Source organism: Hymenobacter nivis (genome assembly GCF_003149515.1).
GTDB classification, from domain to species: domain Bacteria; phylum Bacteroidota; class Bacteroidia; order Cytophagales; family Hymenobacteraceae; genus Hymenobacter; species Hymenobacter nivis.
On record NZ_CP029145.1, the window covers coordinates 2,648,606 to 2,668,879 of the forward strand.

Consider the following 20,274-nt stretch of genomic DNA (forward strand, 5'->3'; position numbering starts at 1 on the left):
TGCACGGCAAGGGGGCAGGCGGAAGGCAACGGCTCGGCGCTGGGGGCCCTAATTGCCCGGGCGGCGATTACCGGGCAGCCGGCGAAAAGCCGGCAGCCCGGGTCGGTCTCCTTCTAAAAACCTTTGATTTTGCTGTCTACCATTTCGCGCATCACCTTGCTGAACAGCTCCACGAACTGGCCCGGCCGGGTGGTGTGCGTCACTTTGGTAGCACTGTCGTCCAGCGACTTACGCAGCGAGTTGGTGACGATGCCCTTGTCGAAAAAGCCGGTTTCGACGCGCTGGCCATGCACCAGGTCGTTGTAATCGGCTGAGCCGAGCTGGAACGGGGCGAAGGCGCGGTCGTTGGCGGCCAGCTCCTTCAGCCAGGGCGTGAAGCCGTAGGCGGGGTTGTCGAGCAGCTCGCGCAGGGCCCTATAAAAGTCGTCGTGCTTCCAGTCGGCGGGCAGTTGCAGGGTTTTGGCAAACACCGCGTCCATCGTGCCGGGCAGGCCGTGGGTAAGGAAGGTGGCGAAGAGCTGGAACCGCGTGAGGGCCCGGCCCAGCAGCTGCATGCTCTTGTCGGCGTCGAGCGAGCCGAAGCGCACCGGCCGGTCGTCCTTCTCCAGGCCGTACTCGAAAAATAGCTCCTGGCCTTGCAGCTCTGACTTGCTGTGGGCCATGAAATCGAACACCGCCAGGGCCCCCACCAACTCGATGAAGTGGGCGCCGTTGGTTTGGTCGGCGCCGCCCTCCTGGTTGTCGTAGCTCTTGGTCACGGGGTCGGCCAGGTAGTACAACGAGTTGAGGCCCCGCAGGTTGGTTTCATAGTAGCTGAGGGCCGCCTTAGTTTTGGTAATGAAAAACCGCGAGTCGATGGCGCTTTCCGCGCTGGGGTTCACCTTGAAGTAGGGCAGCACCGAGAGGCCGCCCATGGGGGCCTCGCGCAGGGCTTTCTCGTTGGGCAGGCGCTGGCCGCCGCTCAGGTCGGGGTAGCGCAGGTTCTTGAGCAGCAGCGGGAAACCGGCCGCGCCCGTGCCCCCGAAAATAGAGCTGATAAAGAACACCCGGTCACCATCCTGCTCGTTGAAGTTGTTGGCAAAGGCCTGGATTTCGGCCGAGCCCATCAGCCCGTTCAGCACCACCGAGCCCACGTTGGGGCTACCCTTAAAGCCCACGGTGAGTGGGCTGGCCAGGTTTTCGGGCGTGAAGAGCAGGTCCACCAAGTGGCGGCTTTCCACCGGCATCCGGTCGTAATGCAGGTAGTCGCGGAAGCTCTCGTTGATGTTGCCGAAGTCGTACACAAAGGCATCCTTCACGTCGCCGCTACCAGTTTGGGCAATGGCCGAGAGCGTTTTGATGTCGGTGTGGAAGAAGTCGCCCGCCGCCGGAGCCGGCTCCAGGGCCTTACGCAGCCGGGCGTAGGTTTTGAGTAGCTCCACGGTGCGGTTCATGTCGCCGTTGCGGGCGTCGGGGTCGATGATGATGGGCACCACCGTGTCGCAGTTCTTGATTTCGACGCCCGCCGCCAGCAGCATTGTCAGCGAGCGAATGACGCGCGAGCCCGTGCCGCCGATGCCGAATAAAAACAGTTTAGCCATTGAGGTAGAATGGGATAGAAGATAAAGGGTCGGGCCCGGCCCGGGCTGCCGGCTTTTCGCCGGCTGCCCGGTAATCGCCAGGGCCCCCAGGCTGACCTAACTAATTCAACGATTAGCGGGCAGCCGGCGAAAAGCTGGCAGCCCGCCCCGGGGCCCTAGTTAGGCCAGCGCACCGGCGTGGTGCGGGCGCTGGTGGAAAAGGATTTCACCACAAACGACCAAAACACAAAAAACAAGGCCCCGAACAGCGCATTCACGCACAAAAAGCCCAGTACGTAACGGTTGTAGGCCGATTGCTCGATGCCTTCCAGCGCCACACCGCTGCTGTTGAGGCTCTCCGTGACGACCGAGTGCGCCTGCGAATACGCCAGTGCCGCCGCCGCCACGGCCGTGAGCAGCACGAACAGCAGCCAGTGCGAAGTTTTGAACAAGGCCGTGGTCATCAGCCGGTTCAGCACCACGTAGTACACCAGGGCCATGCCCAGCGCCACGGCGAAAAATGTGCTGAGGCCCACGCCGGGGAAAATGCTTTTTTGGTACACGGGGATGAGCGACGACGGCGCCGGCGTGCCCAGCAAAGCCTGGTAGAGCGAAGTGAAAAGCTGTTGAAACATGGGGTGGTTTGGGTTGTCAGATTATGTAAAGATTAGGGCCCCAGAGCTGTAGCGCGGACTTTATAGTCCGCGGCTCTGAACAGTCGCTGCACGGCCGCCAAACGATAATCGGCAGGACGAAGCGAGAGCCGCGGACTACAAAGTCCGCGCTACATTCAGTCCGCCCGCTGCACGCGGATGGGCAAATCGAGGGCTTGCTGGGCGCTGGGCTGGTCGGCGAAGTAGTCGGCCACGCCCTGCATGACGTCGGTGAGAAGGAAAGTTTTGGGGCCCTGGCGGGCGATGTTGCTGTCGTTGGCGGTGGAAGTTTGGGCAATCCAGGCGGGCTGCGAGCGGGGCAGCGTGAGGTGCAATAGGGCCCCGGCACCGGGCACCTGGCCCAGCTTTATTTTAGCCAAGTGCGTGTACTGCTGCAGGTAAGGCTTGCCTACGGCGGCCGGCTCCTGGGCCACGGGCCAGGTGCGCAGCAGCGTGGCGTCGGTGGCGGCGGCGTCGAGGCGCAGGCCCTGGGTGGCGGCTTTTTGCCACTCGGCGGGCACACCTTTCAGGTCGAGGCCGAACACGACTTCGGCCGGCTCCTTGCGCGTCACGCTCTTGGTGAAGCTGAGCGTGGGCACGCCGTTCACCGGGTCGGCCTGGTACCATTCGCCCTGGTTCTGGAAGTGGTCGAGGGCGGCGTAGGGCGGCGCAAACCGGGTGTTGAAGTGGGCCTGGGGCTGGCCGGCCAGCCGCTTCAGCAGCGTGCCGTCGACCTGGCCCACCAGCGCCGGGGCCCCCACCACCCAGATGTAATAGGGCAGCTTTTCGCCACGCAAAGCCTGCGGGCGGGTGCGATTGCCGGGGTAGAAATTGCCGCGGTAGGCCGACGTGTTGGCGAACACCGACACGGCCAGCGTCGCCGCGTCGGCGGTGGCCAGGGCGTCCTTCACGTCGGTTTTCACGCGCCAGGTTTCGTCGGCGTTTTTGGGACTGTAGATGAAGTCCGACACGATGATGCTCACTGTGCCGGGCCGTTTAGCGTGCAGCTTCAGGGCTTCGGCCAGCATCTGGGGCAGCTCGGTGCCCAGGGCGGGCTTTTGGATGCCGGTGCTCACGGCGCTCGTCAGGGCCCCGTAGCTGGTGGGCACCAAGATGCGCGGGTCGGCGCCGGTGGCTTCCTTCACGAAGTAGTAGGCCGCGGGGGCCCCGTGCTGGCCGTTCACATCAGAAAGCAGCGCAGCCACCGTTTGCTGGAAGTTGCTGCCGGGCTCGCCGGGCGCGTTGGCGTGCATGAAGCCCTGCATCCCGCCCGAGGCGTCAACCAACACGTTGATTTGGCTGATTTTATCAGCCGCCAGGGCCCCGGCGGCGGGCTTGCCGCCGGCAATTTTGACGGGCTCGCCGCCGGAGCCGCAGGCCATGGCTAGCCCGCTCAGCGGCAGCAGCAGGGCATATTTTCTAAGGATCAAAGCTGAACTCATGCGCCGGAAAACGGACTGAAGGGAGAGGCAACGGGCACCGCGCGGGTTTCCGGCAACAAGGTAGGGCCGGCGCGCGGCCCGGCCGCTCCTCGCACATAACAGGCCAGACCGACGCAGACAACGCCAAAACAGCCAACGATTTCGGGCCCTTGGTTGTTGTATTGCCACGGGGCCGTTGGCGGCCCCAGCCGGGAAGGTTACCTTTGCGGCCGCTTGTTTCAGAGACTTAGCTCGTTTATGCCCAACGTAATTTCCACCGATATCTGCATCGTCGGGGCTGGCCCAGTGGGCCTATTTGCCGTATTTGAAGCCGGCTTGCTCAAGCTCCGCTGCCACGTTGTTGACGCCCTGGCCCAGCCTGGCGGCCAACTCACCGAAATCTATCCCAAGAAGCCGATTTACGACATCCCAGGCTTCCCCGAGGTGCTGGCCGGCGACTTAGTGGACAACCTGATGAAGCAGATCGAGCCCTTCCACCCCACTTTCACGATGGGCGAGCGGGTGGAGCGCTTCGCCAAGCTCGACGACGGCACCTTCCAGCTCTACACCACCGACGGCACCGAGATTCAGTGCAAGGCCGTGGCCATCGCCGGGGGCCTCGGCTCGTTCGAGCCCCGCAAGCCGGCCGTCGAAAACCTCGAGCGCTTCGAGGGCGGCAAAGGCGTGCATTACATGGTGCGCGACCCCGAGCGCTTCCGCGGCAAGAAAATCGTGATTGCCGGCGGCGGCGACTCGGCCCTCGACTGGACCAACTTCCTGGCCAACGTGGCCTCGGAGGTGACGCTGGTGCACCGCGGCACCACCTTCCGTGGGGCCGCCGACTCGGCCGAGAAAGTGCAGAAATTGCACGAAGCCGGCAAAATCAAGCTCGTGTTGAGCTCCAACGTGACGCACCTGCACGGCAACGGCCACTTGCAGGAGGTCACCATCACCGGCAACGACGGCGTGGCCGAAACCGTGCCGCTCGACGCCTTCGTGCCACTCTTCGGCCTCACGCCCAAGCTGGGGCCCATCGGCGAGTGGGGCCTGGGCCTGGAGAACGACGCGGTGAAGGTGAACACGCTGGATTACAGCACGTCCACCCCCGGCGTGTTCGCCATCGGCGACATCAATACTTACCCCGGCAAGCTCAAGCTCATCCTCTGTGGCTTCCACGAGGCCGCCCTCATGTGCCAGGGCGCATTCAAATACATCTACCCCGACAAAAAATACACCCTGAAGTACACGACGGTGAACGGGGTACCTACTTTGTAAATAACAGAAGAAGAACGTCATACTCATCTGGCGTCCGCGCAGCCGAAGCGTCTCTACCACGCTAGTAATTAGTTACTTCCCCGATAGAGATACTTCGGCTGCGCGGACGCCAGATGAGCACGACGTTCTGCTCTGGCTTTACAGCCCTTACCGATTCTATGGAAAACGACATCCGCATTTACGTGGAGGAGGCCCCCGGCCAGCGCCGCGAGTTGGAAGCACCTACCGACATGGGCCTGAGCCTGATGGAGCTGCTGAAGGCCAACGACTACCCCATCCAAGCTGCGTGCGGCGGCATGGCTCTGTGTGCCACCTGCCATGTGGAAGTGCTGGCCGGCCCCGCCCTCCCCGAGCCCCAGGACGCCGAGCTGGACATGCTCGAAACCCTACCCCACGTGTACGAAGGCTCGCGCCTGAGCTGCCAGATTCGCCTCCATCCCCACACTGATGGCCTGGTGGTGCGCATTGCCGGGTAAGCTGTTGTAGCGTGGACTTTGTAGCCCGCAGCTTTCGCTTCGTCCTGCCAATGACCATGCAGCGCCGCGGACTATGAAGTCCGCGCTACATTCAACGATACAAAAAATCCCTGCCAGTAACTGACGGGGATTTTTTGTGGTGGTAAACTAGGCCCTAGCGGCGGTGCTTCTTGCTGCTCTTGTGGCTGGCCGTGGCCTTCTTTTTAGAAGGCGACGGCTTCTTGTGCGAGGTCACTTTTTTGGCGGAGGCTTTGTGCTTGGTTTTGGTGGTGTGGCTGCGGTGGCTCTTGCTGCTCTTGGCGGCACGGGCTTCCTTTGCACGGGCGGCTTTCGACTTAGTTTTGCTGCTGTGGCTGGCTTTGCTGCTGTGGGTAGCCTTGGAGCTGCGCCGGCTGCTATGGTGGCGGGCGGCGCGGCGCTCAGAGGCGCGCTCTTCGGCCCGGGCCTCGGCACGGCGGGCAGATAGCCAGGCGGCGTGGCGGGCGGCGTAGGAACGGGTGGTATGGATTTCGTGGGCGGCTACGCTGGCTTCTTCGGGCCGGGCGTCATCGGCGCTGGCCGTGGCGTGGGCGGTGGCATCGTTTTCGGGCGAAGCAGTAGCGTCAGCGGCAGCAGCGGCGGCGGCGCGGACGGCTTCGGGCTTCTTGCGGCGCACCGGCATCAGGAAATCGCGCTCGGCGCGCTCGCGCAGGCTCAGCTTTTCTTCGCCGGGAAGTTTGGTTACGGGCGTCTGGGCGTGGGCCGTGCCCAGGGTCAGGAATAGGGCCGCCAGGGCTAACAACTGCTTCATAGTATAATCATTATCCAATTGGTCGAAAGGCAAAGCTAAGCCCATTCTTGGCAAGATGCAAGTGCCGCCGGGCCCCAACTTGGCCCGGCAGCCGCCCCGTTTGCCCCCGCCCGGGGCCCCTATTTACCCCTCTCCTACTGCGCAATACTCAACCGTTGCCCAGCCGAATTGGCCCCGAATTCGGGTGCGTACAGGCACTGCACCTGGCTCAGGCCACCCGAGAAATTGCCGGCCTGGCTGGCCCGCAGCCGGTACTCAAACACGTGCGTACCGCGCGGCACTTCGCTCAGAAAAAAGTTGGTGGCCGCGTCGCGCGGGCTCTCGTAGTAGCCCAGGCCGTTCTGGTAGCGGTAGCCGCTGAGCTGGCCGATGGGCTCCAGGCCGGCGGCGCGCTGGTCTTTGAGGTGCACGTACTCCAGGGCCCTGTCGGTGCGCAGCACGAGGCGCACCACCAAGGCGTCGCCCACTTTGAGGGGCGTGGCGGCGGTCAGCTTTTCGAGCACGGGGCCCCCGGCGGTGCGGGTTTCGCGGTAGAGCTGGCGCTCCAGGCTGAGGGGCGTGGCGGCGGGCGTAATCTTGTCAATGTCCTCAAAATACTGCCAATACAACGCTCCCCAGGCCACGCCCGCGTCGGGCTTGGTGATGGTGACTTTGCCCTGCGCGGGCAGGATTTCGGCCGCCGGCCAGCTGGTTTTGAAGTAGCCGGTACCGGCCTGGGCGGCGTCGGGCCGCACGGGCTGGGCCCCCACACTGATTTGCAGCGGCTGCGGGGCGGCCAGCCAGTCGGAGCCGCGCAGCAGCAGGGCGTAGCAGGCGTCGGCGGTGGCGCGGGTGCTGGGCCAGTTGTGGGTTTGCTTCTGGGTAAGCAGCCAGAGCTTCATTTCATCCACCGATTTCTGATCGTTTTTCACTTCGTCGAAGGCTTCGATGAGCGTGGCCTGGGTTTCGGTGGGGGCCTCGCGCCAGTAGTAGCCGCCGGTCACTTCCTTCCAATACATGCCCAGGGCGGACGAGTGCAGGGCGTTTTCGGCCAGGGCGCGCAGGATTTGCTGGGCCGCTGGGGCCCCCTTGCTTTCCCGAAACAGCGCCAGGGCCACCTGGGCTTGCAGGTAGCGCGTCTGGCCCGGCCAGAACTGGGCGGCCTGCCCGCGGTAATAGGCGTATGCGAGCGCCGCAGCCTTGGCCACGGGCTGGCCGGGCCAGAAGCTGCGGGCGTACAGGGCCTGGATTTGCAAGTCGCCGAGGTGGTTGTCAGCCAGCTTCGCAGCCTTTTGGCGGCGCAACTCGGCATAGTCGCGGGCGGTGGCGGCGTCGAGGTAGCGTAGGGCGTTTTGCAGGATGGAACGGGCGGCAGCATTTTGGCTAGCGTCCAGGGCCCCCAGCTTTTTCAGCTTGCCGAAGCCGGCCACGATGAGCTGGGTGAGGTAGCGGTCGGCGGGCATTTTCTCGAACCACGGAAACGCGCCGTCGGGCCGCTGCATGGCCTGGAGCTTGGCCAGGGCGCGGGTGGTTTCGGTGCGCAGCCGCACGGTATCAAACAGGGTGGTGAGGCGGCCCAGGCGCTCGGTTTCGCCCTGCGCGTCGCGCACCCAGGGGGTTTCTTGCAGCAGCAGGTTTTTCAGCTCCTGGTTTTGGCTGAGCTTGCTTTCCAGGGCGTTGCGCTGGGCAGCGGTGCCGCTCTGGGCCTGGCGCGTCCACTCGGCCAGCACGGTTTTGAAGCGCGGGTTGGACCGCAGGATTTGGGCCGCCAACACGTTGGCGTACAGCCGGTCGAAGACCTGCTCGGAGCACTCGTAGGGGTACTCCATCAGGTAGGGCAGGCTCTGCACGGCGTACCAGGCGGGGTTGGCTGTCATTTCCAGCGTGAGGGAGTAGTTGCGCCGCGTAGGCGAGGCGGTGCTGGTCAGCTTCTTCAGCTCGAAGATGCGGGTGCCGGGGCCCACAATGGGCAGCGGCAGGCTCTCGGTGACGAGGATGCGGTTGGGCAGCACGGGCAGCGTGTTTTCCTCGCCGTCGGAGTAAGTTGTGAGTTGTGAGTTGCGAGTTGCGAGTTTTTTGGTGCGCTTGGCTTTTTTGCCGGTTAAATGCTCACTGTCAACTGTTGACTGCGTTTCCGCTACTACCCGGTACGTCACGGCCACCGGCGCGAAATCGGCGGGCAAGCGCAATTCCCAGCCCAGCGCGGCGCTTTGGTGGGCCCCAGCGGCCACCGCTTGTTGCGCGGGGCCCCGCAGCAGCTGGGCGGTGAGGTCCTGGCCGGTGGCGGCGTCGAGCAGGAAGAGCTGGGCCGTGCCGCTGGTGGCGTGGTCGGTCAGGTTCGAGAACTTGGCGGGGAAGGTGAACGTGTCACCCTGGCGCAGGAAGCGCGGGGCGTTGGGCGTAATCTGGATTTCCTTTTGGGTGACAAGCTGCCGGGCCAGCTGGCCCGCGCGCAGGCTGCGGTCGTGGGCCAGGGCCAGCAGCTGCCAGCGCGTCACGGCCTCCGGCATCTGGAATTCGAGCACCGCGTCGCCGTTTTTATCGGTGCGCAGGGCCGGCTCCCACAGGGCCGTTTCGCGGAAATCGGTGCGGGTGGGCACGGCGGAGAGGTCGGGGGCGGGGGGCGGGCGCTTAACGGTACTCACGGAACCAGTTAGTTCAGAACGTTTTTGCGTCCCGTAACCCACTACCACCATTTCGTTCAACGCTTGGCTATCAGCCATCATCGGGACTGCGGCAGCGACGCTTGAAATTCCTCGTATCCTGATGTTTACCCCACCGACGGGGGGCCCGCGCCGTATTTGCACCCCAGACACCCGTCCCATCAGTCTGCTTTCAACCGATGAGTCCCAGGTGTTGAGCACTGGATAATCCACGTTTAAGGATTCGGCTCCATTATCTAGTTCTGCAAACGGATTAGAATTCAATTCTCCAAAATTTCCCTGCCACCCAAAATGTGGCGGGTAATACTGGCCACCAAAATTCAGCCCCTGAAACCTATGCTGCCGGAACACGTCCAGGCTCTGGTCGTAGAGTGTCGCCAGCAACTCGGCATCGGCCGCTTGGCCGTTGGCTTGGTGTATGGCGATGCGCCAGGTTTCTTTCTGCCCGGGCTGGAGCTTGTCGCGGAAGGTGCTGATGGCGAGCTGCAACGGCTGCGGCTTCTCTGCCACTTGCACCGTGGCATCGTGGCGGTATAGGCGGTTGGCGCGCACCTGCGTGGTGTGGATGTACAGGGGCCCCGGGGCCCCGGCGGGGCCGCTTTCCACGGCTACGCGGCGCTGCTCCCCGGCGCGCAGCGTGAGCCACTCCTGGCGCAGGAGCTGGCCGCCGCGCTCCACTTCCAGCAGGATGCGGGCCTCGGCCTCGCTGCTACCCAGCAGGATGGCGGTGGCCTGGCCGGGGGCCACGGTGTCGGCCAGCGCCACAAACCAGTCGGGCGTGGCGAAGGGCACGGTGGGGGCCCCGGCGTCGTAGAGCGTGAAGTCGTGCTGAGCCCGCGCCGAATCGGCCCCAGCAGCCCGGGCTTCGAGGCGGTAGCGGCCGGTGGGTAGGGCCCCCAGAGCGGCGCTCAGGCCGAGGGCGGGGCTGGCCTTGGTGTCGAAAGCGAGGGTTTTGACCAACTCCGGCGCGGCTTCGTTATCGGGCGTTTCGGGCGCGGGGCCGGGCACGCCGGCCGGGTTGGGGCGGTAGCGCAGGGCCAGCAGGCGCAGCGTGCCGGCGGCGGGCAGCGGCTCGCCGGTGGCGTTGGTGCCCAGCAGCCGGAAGGTGGGCAGGTGCTGCTTATCGGCCAGGTCGGGGCCCGTAATGCTGAGGCTAAGTGGATTGCGGCCGATGGGGAAGCCGCGGGTGGCGCTGCGGGTTTCACCGGCCGCGTCGGTCACGTCGGCGGTTACCTCGAATAAATAGCCCGGCTCCCAGCCGCGCCGGCCGGCCCGCGGGGCCCCCAGCGGCGGCGTGAACGTGACGCTGAAGCGGCCATCGGCGTCGGTGGTGGCGGTGCCGTGGGCAATTTCCTGGTTGCCACCGCGGTTGGGCGGGTACATACCGCGCCCAAAACCGGAATCGAACAGCGCGTACAGCTCGCGGCGCGTGACGCGGTACTGCACCGTGGCCCCGTCGGTGGCCGGCCCGGCGTAGGCGCGGGCCCGGCCGCTCACGGCCAGCGGCTGGCCCAGCTGCGGCCGGCCGGGCACCGAATCGAGCTGCACGTAGAAGGTGGGCCGCTTGTAGTCCTCCACGGCAAAAGCCAATTCGCCGTCGTCCGCGCTCAGCTTGAATTCGCCGTTCAGCAAGCCCGCCGGCAGCACAAAAGAGCCGTTGAACGAGCCAAAGTCGTTGGTTACGAAGCTGAGCTCCTGCACGGTGTCGCCGTTCACGTCTTCCAATTCCACGTCCTGCTTTTCCTTGGTCAGCAGGCGCGATTTTCCGTCCCGGTTTTCTACCAGAATGCCCTTAAAGTACACCGTCTGCCCCGGCCGGTAAATGGCGCGGTCGGTGAAGAGGAAGCACTTGGTTTCAGGATTATCCTCTTGGTTGTCATTGTTATAGTAGCCGCCCAGGTTATTCACCGCCAGCGTATCGCGGCCCCGCCAAACCTGGGCCCCGGCCACTTGCTCGTCCGGCCGTTGCGGGGTGTTGGTGGTGGCCGGCGGCAGCTCGGCGATGCCGATGGCGGCCGTTTGCTGCACGGCGCTCAGGCGCGTCACCTGCTTGCGGCTGGCTTGGTCGTAGTGCCGGTACGCGGCCTGCGCCGATACCCCGGCCAGCGGCTGCCCACCCTGCCGATCCAGCACCAGCAACTGCGGGGCCCCGGTGCCGGGCCGGTGGCGGCTCACGGCGCTCAGCGCGCTGGCACCCAGCGCGGCGTAGCTGGTGGCCGCTCCGACCTGGGGCTGGGCGGGGTCGGTGCTTTGGGTGCTGACGATGACCAGGTAGTAGCCCACCGGCAATACTGGGCCGGCCGCCGCTAGCTTTTGCGCCTTGTAATCAAGCGGATGCGCGGGTACCGGCACGGCCCAGGTGGCCGCGGGCGCGGCCTTCAGGGCCCGGGCAAACCGCTGAGGCATGGGTTTTTGCCGGGCCTGGTAGTCGTTGAAGCTCGTCCACTCCCTCAGCGAAATGCGGTAGGCCCAGGCGTGCAGCTCCGTCACGTTGCGGACCGTCACATCCAGCCGCCAGGACTGGCCGGGCACCACAATTTCGGCGGCGGAAAAGGTCAGCTCCGGCCGCTCAATTCCGGCGCGTAGAGCCCGGGCCCGCGCCGCGCCGCGTGACTTGGGGAACTGTGCTTCGGCCGTACGAGCCAGGGCTACGGCGGCCACCGGGGTGCTATCGCGCGCGGCTTCGGCCTGGCGGGCGATGAACTCGGTGCTGAGGGGCAGGGCTTTATATGTCTCAGCAAGGCGAGCCAGGGCGGGCGCATACTGGCCGGCGAGGTCGGTGTTTTGGGTGAGGGTGCGCAGGTAGTCGAGGCGCTGCAAGTCCACATCGGCCAGGGCCCCGGGGTTGGCGGCGGCCAGCGGCAGGCGGGCGGCGGTGAGGCGCTGCAACAGGCGCAGCGCCAGCAGCGGACCGTTCAGCGAATCGGCGGCCGGGGCCCCCAGCTTTAGCGCGGCAAACTCCGCGGCGCTGCCGAACAGCTTGGGGTCAGTTACTTGAAACTGCTGCTCGGGCCGGGAGATGTACAGCTCCTGGTTCTGGAGGCCGGCGATGGCGCGCTGGGCCAGCAGGTCGTAGAGGGTGGGGCGCAGGGCCCGGCCCTCGGCGTCGCCGCCCGTGGCCAGGTCGCCAAGGTCGGTCAATGTGGTTTTGAGCTGCCGCTCGGGCTCGTCTTCTACCGATTGGAAGTAGTGCCGCACGATGGCCGCCCCGAGCCGGCCGGCGTCCCAGGTAGCGAGGGCAGTACCGCCGTCGGCCGCACCGGGCGTGGCGCCATCGGCGGTGGGCAGGGCTCCGGCCGTGCGCTGGTACAGCTGGTAACGGTGCTGGTTGTAATAGTCGGCATACAGGCCGGCCAGCAACGAATGCAGGATGGGCCGGGCCGGGAACTGGGCCGTTTTCACGTCGGCCTCCAGCAGGGCAATGGCCTTTTCATCGGCGTCGTTTTCCTTGTTCTCCAGCAGCCGGATTTTATAGAGCAGGGCCCTAACATAGGCCGGGGCATTGTTTTCGCGCCGGGCCTGCTGGTAGATGTTTTCTATCAGCGGCGCGGCGGTGGCGGTCTGCTCCTTTTGCAGAAGGGCGTCGATTTTTTTCCACTGCGCGGGGTACGGCGTACCGGGGCCCGGCGCGGCGCGGTCGGCGAAAAAGGTCATCAGCAACAGCAGGAAAACAAGTAGGAACGGGCGCATAAGCAGCAACGGAAGGAAGGGTTGAGGCCCTAAAGATGCCGTACCCTACCACATTCCACACAAGCCGCGCAATTAATTGCGGCCGCACCGGTAGCGTAGGCGCTGCAAGTCCGTGGCTCGCGCTTCACCTGGCCAATTGACAACGATTGCCGGGCAGCGCGACGCTACAGCAGTTTGCAGCCCGTGCGGAAGGCATGTAGAACGGAGTGGCACTCCGTTTCCGTGCGAACGCCAAACGGAGTGGCACTCCGTTTGACAGCGCTAAGTATACTGGCTTGGAAACCGCTTTGAAGTCGACGTTACGTTTTGATGGTTCAACCGCACGGACTCGCAGCGGCCACGCTACGCCGTTTACTTACGAGGCCATGGGCAGCCCGGCCAGCACGCGCTCGGCCTGGCCGGCATGGCGCTGCAAGTGCACCACGAGGTATTCGAGCTGGTCTGCCAAGCGTAGGCACAGCAGGGGAAATTGCGGGTTGGGGATACGTACCGCGTTGGCGTTCACTTGGCGGGCGCGCAGCACCAAGCTCAGTAGCTCGTCGAGCTGGCGGCTGTACACCTCCGTGACGGTGCGGGTGAGGCGGGTGCCGGTGGGGGCGTAGCGCTGGGGCGTCGTGCGGGGTTTTTCGGCGGCGGGCACGCGCAGGCTGGCCACCAGGCGGGCGCCCAGCAAGCCGGGCTTCACGGTGGGCGCGGGCTGGCTGCCGCGTTCCTGGGCCCGGCGCAGGCGGGCGCCGATGGCGGGCAGAAAGTAGCCGCCCACGATGTTGAGGTGCTCCAGGCATTCGCCCACGCTCCAGGGCCCCGGGCCCGGGCCGGGGCGGCGGTTCAGTACCTCGGGCCCCAGCGGGCGGAACCGACTCTGCGCCTGCACCCGCAGCACCAACAGGACGTTGGTAAGGTCGTCGAAGAAATCGGAGGTGGCACGGGGGGGCGCGGGCATACGCAGGAAGACGCTTACAGGAATGCAATATTACAGCGAGCCACCCGATTCGGTTCGGCAGGGCCCCACTGCTCTTTGCCGGGGGGCCTCCGCCCCAGGCAACGGCCCGGCCGCGCAGCGGGGCCCCCACGCGCCAGCGGCCGGGAAGCATGTTGCGGTGAGTTTGGCGGCAAAAGGGGGGATTACTTCTCGTCGCCTTCGGCGCGGCCAGCGTTGGGCTTCGGCGCCGTGTCAGCCTGTTCGTCGGGGGTGCCGGCGGGGCGGAAGGCCTTCTGGGCAGCGGGGCCGCTGTTTTGGGCGTCGCGCTCCTGCTGCGTGTAGTCGCCCTTAGCCGGCGAGCCGCCGGTGGCGCCGGGCTGCCCGGCAGCGTACTGGTCATCGTAAGAACCACCTTTCGAGCCGAAGCCCTCGCGCATGGCTTGCTCAGCCGCGTTGGGGCCCTTACCGAAACCGCTGCGGTCGTCGCCAGTGGCGTAGTCGGGCAGGTGCGCCTCGCCCTGGCGGCCCTTATCGCCGTAGCCTTCGCCGGCAGCGTCGGGGGCGGGGGTGCCGCCCGTGGCGGGAGGCGCCGGGGCCGCGCCCGTAGCCGCCGAGCCGCCGGGGCCGTTGGCCGAGCCCTGGTTGTCGTAGCCCCCGCGCGACGAGCGGTCGTCTTCGCCCTGGTTGCGCTGGGGCACGTCGGTAGGCGCCGCCGTGGGCGTGGGGGCACCGCCGCCGAAGGCCGTGTGGCCATAGTCGGCTGCGTAGCCGGGGCCCTGGCCGGGGCCGGCGCTGTTATCGTTCTGCTGGTTGGCGCGGGCGTCGGTGCGGCCGGGCAGGTTACGGGTGTCGTGCTGGTTGCCGCGGCCGTCGGGGCCCGGCGTTTCGGGGCTCGGGGCGGGCGGCTGGGCGGCGTCGGGCGAGTTGGCGTGGATTAGCTGGTCGCGGTCTTGCACGTAGGAATTGTGCTGGGGCCCGGGCTCGCCGGGGCCCCCGTAATAGCGGTCCTCGGGCGAGTCGCGGGGCTCGTAGTCGGCCTCGCGGTTTTGATTGCCGTAGCCGCCGTGGGTATTATGATCGCCCTGGCGGCCAAACTCGCCCCGGCTGGCGTCGGCCCGCTGGTTATCGAGGCGGGCCGCGTCGCCGACCACGTCCTGGGTGGCGTTGCTGAAATTACCGCCGTAGGCGTTGGGCTGCCCGGCCGCGGCCGGGTCGCTAGGCTCGGGGTCGAGGTCGGCGGGGTCGGCCTCCTTGTTTTCCTGCTGGCCGTAGTCGTCCACGCCACCTTCGCCCACGCTCATTTCGGCGTCCACCAACTGCTCGCTCGATACCGGATGGGTGGGCGGTATGCCCGCCGGGGGCACGGGTTTCGTGGCCGTGTTGCCCGCGGGGCCACCCGGGCGGTTGCCGGCAATTTCGTTCGGTTCGGTGTTGAGGTTTTCCGTGCTCATGGGCGAAGAGATTAAGGAGGAAGAAAGCCCCGGGGGGGCCTAAACTATACGCGCCCCCCGGGCCACGGTTGGGGCCCGGCGCGGCGGGTTGCGGGCGGGGCCGTATTTTTGCCGCCACGCTTCCCTTTTATTTTCGATTCGCTGCTTATGGAAACCGGTACGGTTAAATTTTACGACGACGCCAAAGGCTTCGGCTTCATCATCCCCGACGGCACGGAGGAGGAAATTTTTGTGCATCAAACCGGCCTCATCCACGAAATTGAGGAGGGCGACCGGGTGCAGTTCAGCGTTAAAGCCGGCAAAAAGGGCCCCAACGCCGTCGAGGTGACGCGCATCGTGTAGCCCCTTTCATGCCCATTAAAAAGCCGGCCCCGCGCACTGCGGAACCGGCTTTTTTGCATTTTGCCGCGGGCCGTTATTTCTTCGCAGGGGCCTGGTACTTGGCCACGCGCACGCCCACGGCCATCAGCCCGGGCAGCTGGTCCTGGCGCATGAACTGCTCCAGCGTGAGGGTGTAGTTGCCGGGCTGGGCAAAGCGCTGGCGGGGCAGGGCCAGAATCTGGTGGTCGTAGATGTCGCCGGTGCCGCTGCCGCGGGGCTCGCCGGTTTTGGGGTCCATCAGCAGCATTTGGTGCAGCAGCGGGGCCCCTACGCGGCCGCCGGGGCCCGTCAGCGTAGCCTTCACATAAAGGTTGTAAAAGGGGTACACCGAGGCGTTGCGCACGTCGAAGTATACGTCGTAGCGCGCCGCCGTATCGGCAATAGCAAACGTGAAGGCGGGCTTGCGCTGCACATCCCATGAGTTGTTGGGGAAATCGGTATTCTCCTCAAACACGCGGTTAGGGTCGCAGCCGGCCAGGGCCAGCAGCCCCAGGGCCCCCACTAAGGCCCTGGGTCGGGCCAAAAAGCTCAAATCAAAAAAGCGAAGCATAAGCGTTTACTGTCAAAAACTTAGGCACCGGCCGGCGCGGGGCCAGCTCCAGGATTGGCGGCTCCGTCGCCGCCGCTGCGGCCTTCGCCACCGCGGCCACCACCGCGGCGCGAGCCACGCCCGCCGCGGCCTTCGCGGGGGGGGCCGGCGTCGCCGCTGGGGCGGGGCGTGGGCGCGTCAGGGTTGCGGCGGGGCCCCTCGGGACGGTCGGCGCGGGGCGGGCGCGGCTCGCCGGCTTCGCCTTCGGGGCGGGCGCCGTCGGCCGAGCGGCCGCGGCCGTTGCGGCGGTTGAGGGGGCGGGCGGCGGCGCCGCGGCGGCCCCGCTGCTCGGGGGCCGCATCGCCGGCGGCGGGGGCCCCGGTGGCTTCGCGGGGTGCATCGGGGGCCGCTGGGGCCGGGCGGCGCTCGGCGGCGGGGCGGGGCTCGCGCGGCTCCCGTTCCCGTTGTTCCCGGGGCTCGCGTTGCTCGCGTGGTTCACGCTGCTGTTCCCCCCGGGGCTCGCGTTGTTCCCTTGGCTCGCGTAATTCACGCGGCTCGCGGGTGCTGGGGCGCTCGGCGCGGGGCGGGCGCGGGGCCCCGGCGGTGGCAGGGGCTTCGGGGGCACCGTCAGGACCACCGTCGGGCTTGCCTTTTTTGCGCTTGCTGCGCTTGCCGCTGGTGCGGATCTGGTCATCGAGGCGATCGAGCGAGCCCTCCACGATGGCCGATACTTCGGGCTCCGGCTCCTCCTCGCGGGGGGGCAGCAGGCTCTCGATTTTCTCGCCGCGCTTGTTCATTTCGAGCAGCTCGCGCACGCGGGCGGCCTCCAGCATCACCCAGTTGTTATCGCCCTTGATGGCGAACCACATGCGGCGGCGGAAGATGTCAGTTTTCTGCAAAAAGGCCTCGCCTTTAGCCGTTTGCAGCGGGCGCTGCACCTGCGGAATGTCCTTCAGGGCATCGAGGTAAGCATCAAGCTCGTAGTTGAGGCAGCACTTGAGGCGGCCGCACTGGCCGGCCAGCTTCTGAGGGTTCAGGCTCAGGTTTTGGTAGCGGGCGGCGGTAGTACTCACCGTTTTAAAATCGGTAAGCCACGTCGAGCAGCACAGCTCGCGCCCGCAAATGCCGATGCCGCCGATACGGCCGGCCTCCTGGCGCAGCGAAATCTGGCGCATCTCCACCCGCACCCGGAACTCGTCGGCCAGCCGCCGGATCAGCTCCCGGAAGTCTACCCGGTCTTCGGCCGAGTAGAAGAACAGGGCCTTGGTGCGGTCGGCCTGGTACTCCACGTCGCTCAGCTTCATGCGCAGGCGCAATTCGCCCACCATCGCCCGGGCCCGGAACATGGTGCCGTTTTCGAGGTCGCGCACGGCCTGCCAGCGCTCCTCGTCGTCGGGCGTGGCCACACGCAGGATGGTGCGGATGTCTTTGGTATCGGTGGGCACCTTCTTCTTGCGCATTTGCAGGCGCACCAATTCGCCTTTCAGGCTCACGTGGCCCAGGTGCCAGCCGCTGCCGGTGGCCTCCACCACCACGGCGTCGCCGGTGACGAGGGGCAGGCGGTCGGCGTTGCGGAAGAACTCTTTGCGGCCGCCCTTAAAGCGGATTTCCACAATGTCGAAGCCCGCGAAGGAGTCGGGTACGTCCACGTCGGCTAGCCAATCGAAGACGTTGAGGCGGGTGCAGCCACTACTGCACCCCCCTTTAGAGCCGCAGCCGCCTACCTTACTGGTAGAGCAGCCGCCGCCGGAGGAACAAGTTGAACAAGCCATAAGGCCGAGGGTATATATATCGTGAAGCGGCGCTTTATCCGGGCCGCAGAAAGTTCGGAATCTAGCAAAGATAATCGTTTCGGCAAGCGTACGGGCAACCCGCAACGGCGCCTAGCTGCTAGGGCCCCAGCCCCCCGGCAAGGCCATAAAAAAAGCCCGCGGCGGAGCCGCAGGCTTTTCAGGCAACCAATCTGAGGTGCCGGCGCCAGACAGGCGCTGGGGGCCCTACGGCTTCAGCACCACCTTCGCGCAGTTCTCCTTCTTGTTGCGGAAGATGTCGTAGCCGTGGGCAGCGTCGGCCAGCGGCAGGTGCTGGGTGATGATGCCATCGAATTGCACTTTGCTGTTGATGACATACCAGAGGATTGGGCCCCCACCCCGGCGCACGTTTGGGTAGCGGATTATTATAGTGGCTTACCCCAATGCACGGGCCTGGCGCGTTGCAGCGGCATCTGTCGCCGCGGGCCTTCTGGCGCGACGTGCAGGACGTGCTGCGGCTAATTCCTTTTCGGTGGTGGTCCAAAATAAGATGGTCCGGCGGCTTTTTCCGTCGTCGGGCCACTCCGACGACGTCTCGGAGCCACTGTTTTTCAGCAAGAATAGCCCGACGAAGCCCTTCGGGCAACTCACCGGACCACCCCTTTTTAGACCACACCGACTTTTCATCGGCGGCGGGGCTACTGCATTGCGCAGGGCCCCGGCGGCGCACGCAACAACCTTGTACCTCTTATCATTTGGCAGCGGTAGCCCGCCCATCCTTCACGGCAAAAAGTACCATCCTACCCCCGGCGAGCAGGCCAGCGCGCAGGCATGGTACCGACCAGAAAACTGGTTACAAACCCGGCGGCAACAGTTGTTTCCGCGTAGGTATAGTAGTAACTGGCAAAAGGAACCGGTGCGGGACTACCCAGTGGCCGGCCGCTTTTCTAGCTTAACTACTGTTCCTACACAAGACTTTATGACCGAGCTTATTGAAATCCGACATCTTCAACTTACTGACTATGAGGCGGTGAAAACCGCCATGCTGCAAGCCTACCCGCGCATGGCCACCTACTGGCGGCGCGAGCAGCTAGCCCGGCTGGTGACCATTTTTCCCGAAGGCCAGTTTGTGGTAACGGTCAACGAGGAAGTGGTGGCCGCCGCGCTGGCCCTCGTTATCGACCACGAGAAGCTGGCCGACCAGCACACGTTCCGGCAGGTTACCGGCGACTATACCTTCTCGACCCATGACCCGGCCGGAGATACGCTTTATGGCATCGAGGTGTTTGTGGTGCCGGCCATGCGCGGGCGGCGGCTGGCGCGCCGCCTCTACGATGCCCGCAAGGAGCTGTGCGAGCGCCTCAACCTGCGCGCCATTGCTTTCGGAGCGCGCATTGCAGGCTACCACGAGTACCAGCACGAGCTGTCGCCGAAGGAGTACGTGCGCCGGGTGAAGGACCGTGAAATCGTGGACCCAGCGCTCAACTTTCAGCTGGCCAACGACTTCCACGCGGTGCGGGTATTGCGCAACTACCTGCCCGGCGACGAGGCCAGCGGCGACTACGCCCTGCTGATGGAGTGGGACAACATGCTCTACGACACCCGCCCGGCCCCGCCCGTGGCCCAGAAAACCCAGGTGCGCCTGGGCTTGGTGCAGTGGCAAATGCGCCTCTACGACGGCCTCGAAGACCTGTTTCAGCAAGTAGAATATTTTGTGGATGCGCTGGCGGCCTACCGCGCCGACTTTGCGCTGTTTCCCGAGCTGTTTCACGGCCCGCTGATGGCGGAGACGAACGAGCTGGCTGAAATCGACGCGATTCGCAAGCTCAGCCAGTTTTCGGACGAGATACTGGCCCGCTTTACCAAGCTGGCGGTGAAATACCACATCAACATCATCACCGGCTCGATGCCCGTGGTAGCCGACGAGGGCCACCTGCTGAACGTGGGCTACCTGTGCCGCCGCAACGGCTCAGTGGAGCGCTACGAGAAAATCCACGTGACGCCCAACGAGGCCAAGTGCTGGGCCCTGCGCGGCGGCACCCGCCTCCAAACGTTCGATACCGACTGCGGCCCCATCGGGGTGCTCATCTGCTACGATTCGGAGTTTCCGGAGTTGGCCCGCCTGCTGGCCGACCAGGGCATGAACATCCTGTTTATACCCTTTCTGACGGATACCCAGACGGCCTACTCACGGGTGCGGCACTGCGCCCAGGCCCGCGCCATCGAGAACGAGTGCTACGTGGCGATAGCCGGCTCGGTGGGCAACTTACCCAGGGTCAAGAACATGGACATCCAGTACGCCCAGAGTGCCGTGCTTACGCCCTGCGATTTCGCCTTTCCCACCACCGGCGTGAAAAGCGAGGCCACCCCCAACACCGAGATGATCCTCGTAACCGATGTGGACCTGTCTATCCTGGACCGCCTGCGCCACAGCGGCAGCGTACAGAACCTGCGCAACCGCCGCCACGATATGTACCGGCTCTCATCTAACGAGATGATGCCCAAGCACTAGGGCCCTGCCGGGCCCCGGCCCGCGCTTTTTCAATTTCTTACTTTCTTTCCATAAGTACCCGTTGGTGAATAGCTTATGTTAAAACAGACAGTCATACTGAGCTTGTTGAAGCATATATGCTAAGTAACTAACTATGAATTTTGTAGTTAACTCCGAATAAGAGATGCTGTGACTGCGCTCAGCATAACGTTCTTTACATCAAACTAATTAATAACGGGTACT

General features: G+C 65.2%; 14 protein-coding genes. 4 read left to right on the plus strand and 10 right to left on the minus strand.

The genetic code is table 11. The annotated features are described in order from the left end of the window. Window positions 1-113: 113 nt before the first annotated feature. The 3 genes from DDQ68_RS11715 to DDQ68_RS11725 form a co-directional block, all read right to left on the minus strand. Window positions 114-1,580, minus strand: a complete 1,467-nt coding sequence (locus DDQ68_RS11715; protein WP_109656471.1) for a hypothetical protein — start codon at window positions 1,578-1,580, stop codon at window positions 114-116. 155 nt (window positions 1,581-1,735) lie between these two features. Further along, window positions 1,736-2,194, minus strand: coding sequence for a hypothetical protein (locus DDQ68_RS11720; protein ID WP_109656472.1), 459 nt, complete (start codon window positions 2,192-2,194; stop codon window positions 1,736-1,738). 155 nt (window positions 2,195-2,349) lie between these two features. Then, window positions 2,350-3,654, minus strand: coding sequence for a hypothetical protein (locus DDQ68_RS11725; RefSeq protein WP_162550049.1), 1,305 nt, complete (start codon window positions 3,652-3,654; stop codon window positions 2,350-2,352). Window positions 3,655-3,891: 237 nt separating this feature from the next. Here DDQ68_RS11725 and DDQ68_RS11730 point away from each other — a divergent pair, with 237 nt between their 5' ends. Both DDQ68_RS11730 and DDQ68_RS11735 read left to right on the plus strand, forming a co-directional pair. Beyond that, on the plus strand, window positions 3,892-4,908 hold the full coding sequence (locus tag DDQ68_RS11730; protein WP_109656474.1) for an NAD(P)/FAD-dependent oxidoreductase: 1,017 nt from the start codon (window positions 3,892-3,894) through the stop codon (window positions 4,906-4,908). A gap of 158 nt (window positions 4,909-5,066) precedes the next feature. Further along, complete coding sequence (locus DDQ68_RS11735) at window positions 5,067-5,384, plus strand: 2Fe-2S iron-sulfur cluster-binding protein (protein ID WP_109656475.1); 318 nt, start codon at window positions 5,067-5,069, stop codon at window positions 5,382-5,384. A gap of 154 nt (window positions 5,385-5,538) precedes the next feature. On the opposite strand, the gene DDQ68_RS11740 is transcribed toward DDQ68_RS11735, so the two are convergent. From DDQ68_RS11740 to DDQ68_RS11755, 4 genes are all read right to left on the minus strand, one after another. Further along, window positions 5,539-6,174 (minus strand): hypothetical protein, encoded by a 636-nt coding sequence (locus DDQ68_RS11740; RefSeq protein ID WP_162550050.1) that lies wholly within the window; start codon window positions 6,172-6,174, stop codon window positions 5,539-5,541. Between the two features lie 134 nt (window positions 6,175-6,308). Continuing rightward, window positions 6,309-12,506 carry an alpha-2-macroglobulin family protein gene (locus tag DDQ68_RS11745; RefSeq protein ID WP_109656477.1) on the minus strand — a complete coding sequence of 2,066 codons (6,198 nt, stop codon included), beginning with the start codon at window positions 12,504-12,506 and terminating at the stop codon, window positions 6,309-6,311. A gap of 355 nt (window positions 12,507-12,861) precedes the next feature. Beyond that, a complete protein-coding gene (locus DDQ68_RS11750) occupies window positions 12,862-13,449 on the minus strand; it encodes a DinB family protein (RefSeq protein ID WP_109656478.1) in 588 nt (195 codons plus the stop codon). Between the two features lie 182 nt (window positions 13,450-13,631). Beyond that, complete coding sequence (locus tag DDQ68_RS11755) at window positions 13,632-14,879, minus strand: hypothetical protein (RefSeq protein ID WP_109656479.1); 1,248 nt, start codon at window positions 14,877-14,879, stop codon at window positions 13,632-13,634. Window positions 14,880-15,026: 147 nt separating this feature from the next. Between DDQ68_RS11755 and DDQ68_RS11760 the strand changes: the two genes are divergently transcribed. After that, complete coding sequence (locus DDQ68_RS11760) at window positions 15,027-15,221, plus strand: cold-shock protein (RefSeq protein ID WP_109656480.1); 195 nt, start codon at window positions 15,027-15,029, stop codon at window positions 15,219-15,221. A 73-nt stretch (window positions 15,222-15,294) separates the two neighbouring features. Here the strand turns inward: DDQ68_RS11760 and DDQ68_RS11765 are convergent, their stop codons facing one another. The 3 genes from DDQ68_RS11765 to DDQ68_RS22830 all read right to left on the minus strand — a co-directional run bounded on the left by DDQ68_RS11765 (window position 15,295) and on the right by DDQ68_RS22830 (window position 17,948). Next, window positions 15,295-15,810, minus strand: a complete 516-nt coding sequence (locus DDQ68_RS11765; RefSeq protein ID WP_109656481.1) for a gliding motility lipoprotein GldH — start codon at window positions 15,808-15,810, stop codon at window positions 15,295-15,297. 20 nt (window positions 15,811-15,830) lie between these two features. After that, entirely contained in the window at window positions 15,831-17,561 is a 1,731-nt protein-coding gene (locus DDQ68_RS11770; RefSeq protein ID WP_109656482.1) for a PSP1 domain-containing protein, read from the minus strand. A gap of 225 nt (window positions 17,562-17,786) precedes the next feature. Then, on the minus strand, window positions 17,787-17,948 hold the full coding sequence (locus DDQ68_RS22830) for a hypothetical protein (RefSeq protein WP_162549649.1): 162 nt from the start codon (window positions 17,946-17,948) through the stop codon (window positions 17,787-17,789). Between the two features lie 571 nt (window positions 17,949-18,519). On the opposite strand from DDQ68_RS22830, the gene DDQ68_RS11775 reads away from it, so the two are divergent. Then, window positions 18,520-20,052 (plus strand): carbon-nitrogen hydrolase family protein, encoded by a 1,533-nt coding sequence (locus DDQ68_RS11775; protein ID WP_109656483.1) that lies wholly within the window; start codon window positions 18,520-18,522, stop codon window positions 20,050-20,052. The last annotated feature ends 222 nt before the right edge of the window (window positions 20,053-20,274 follow it).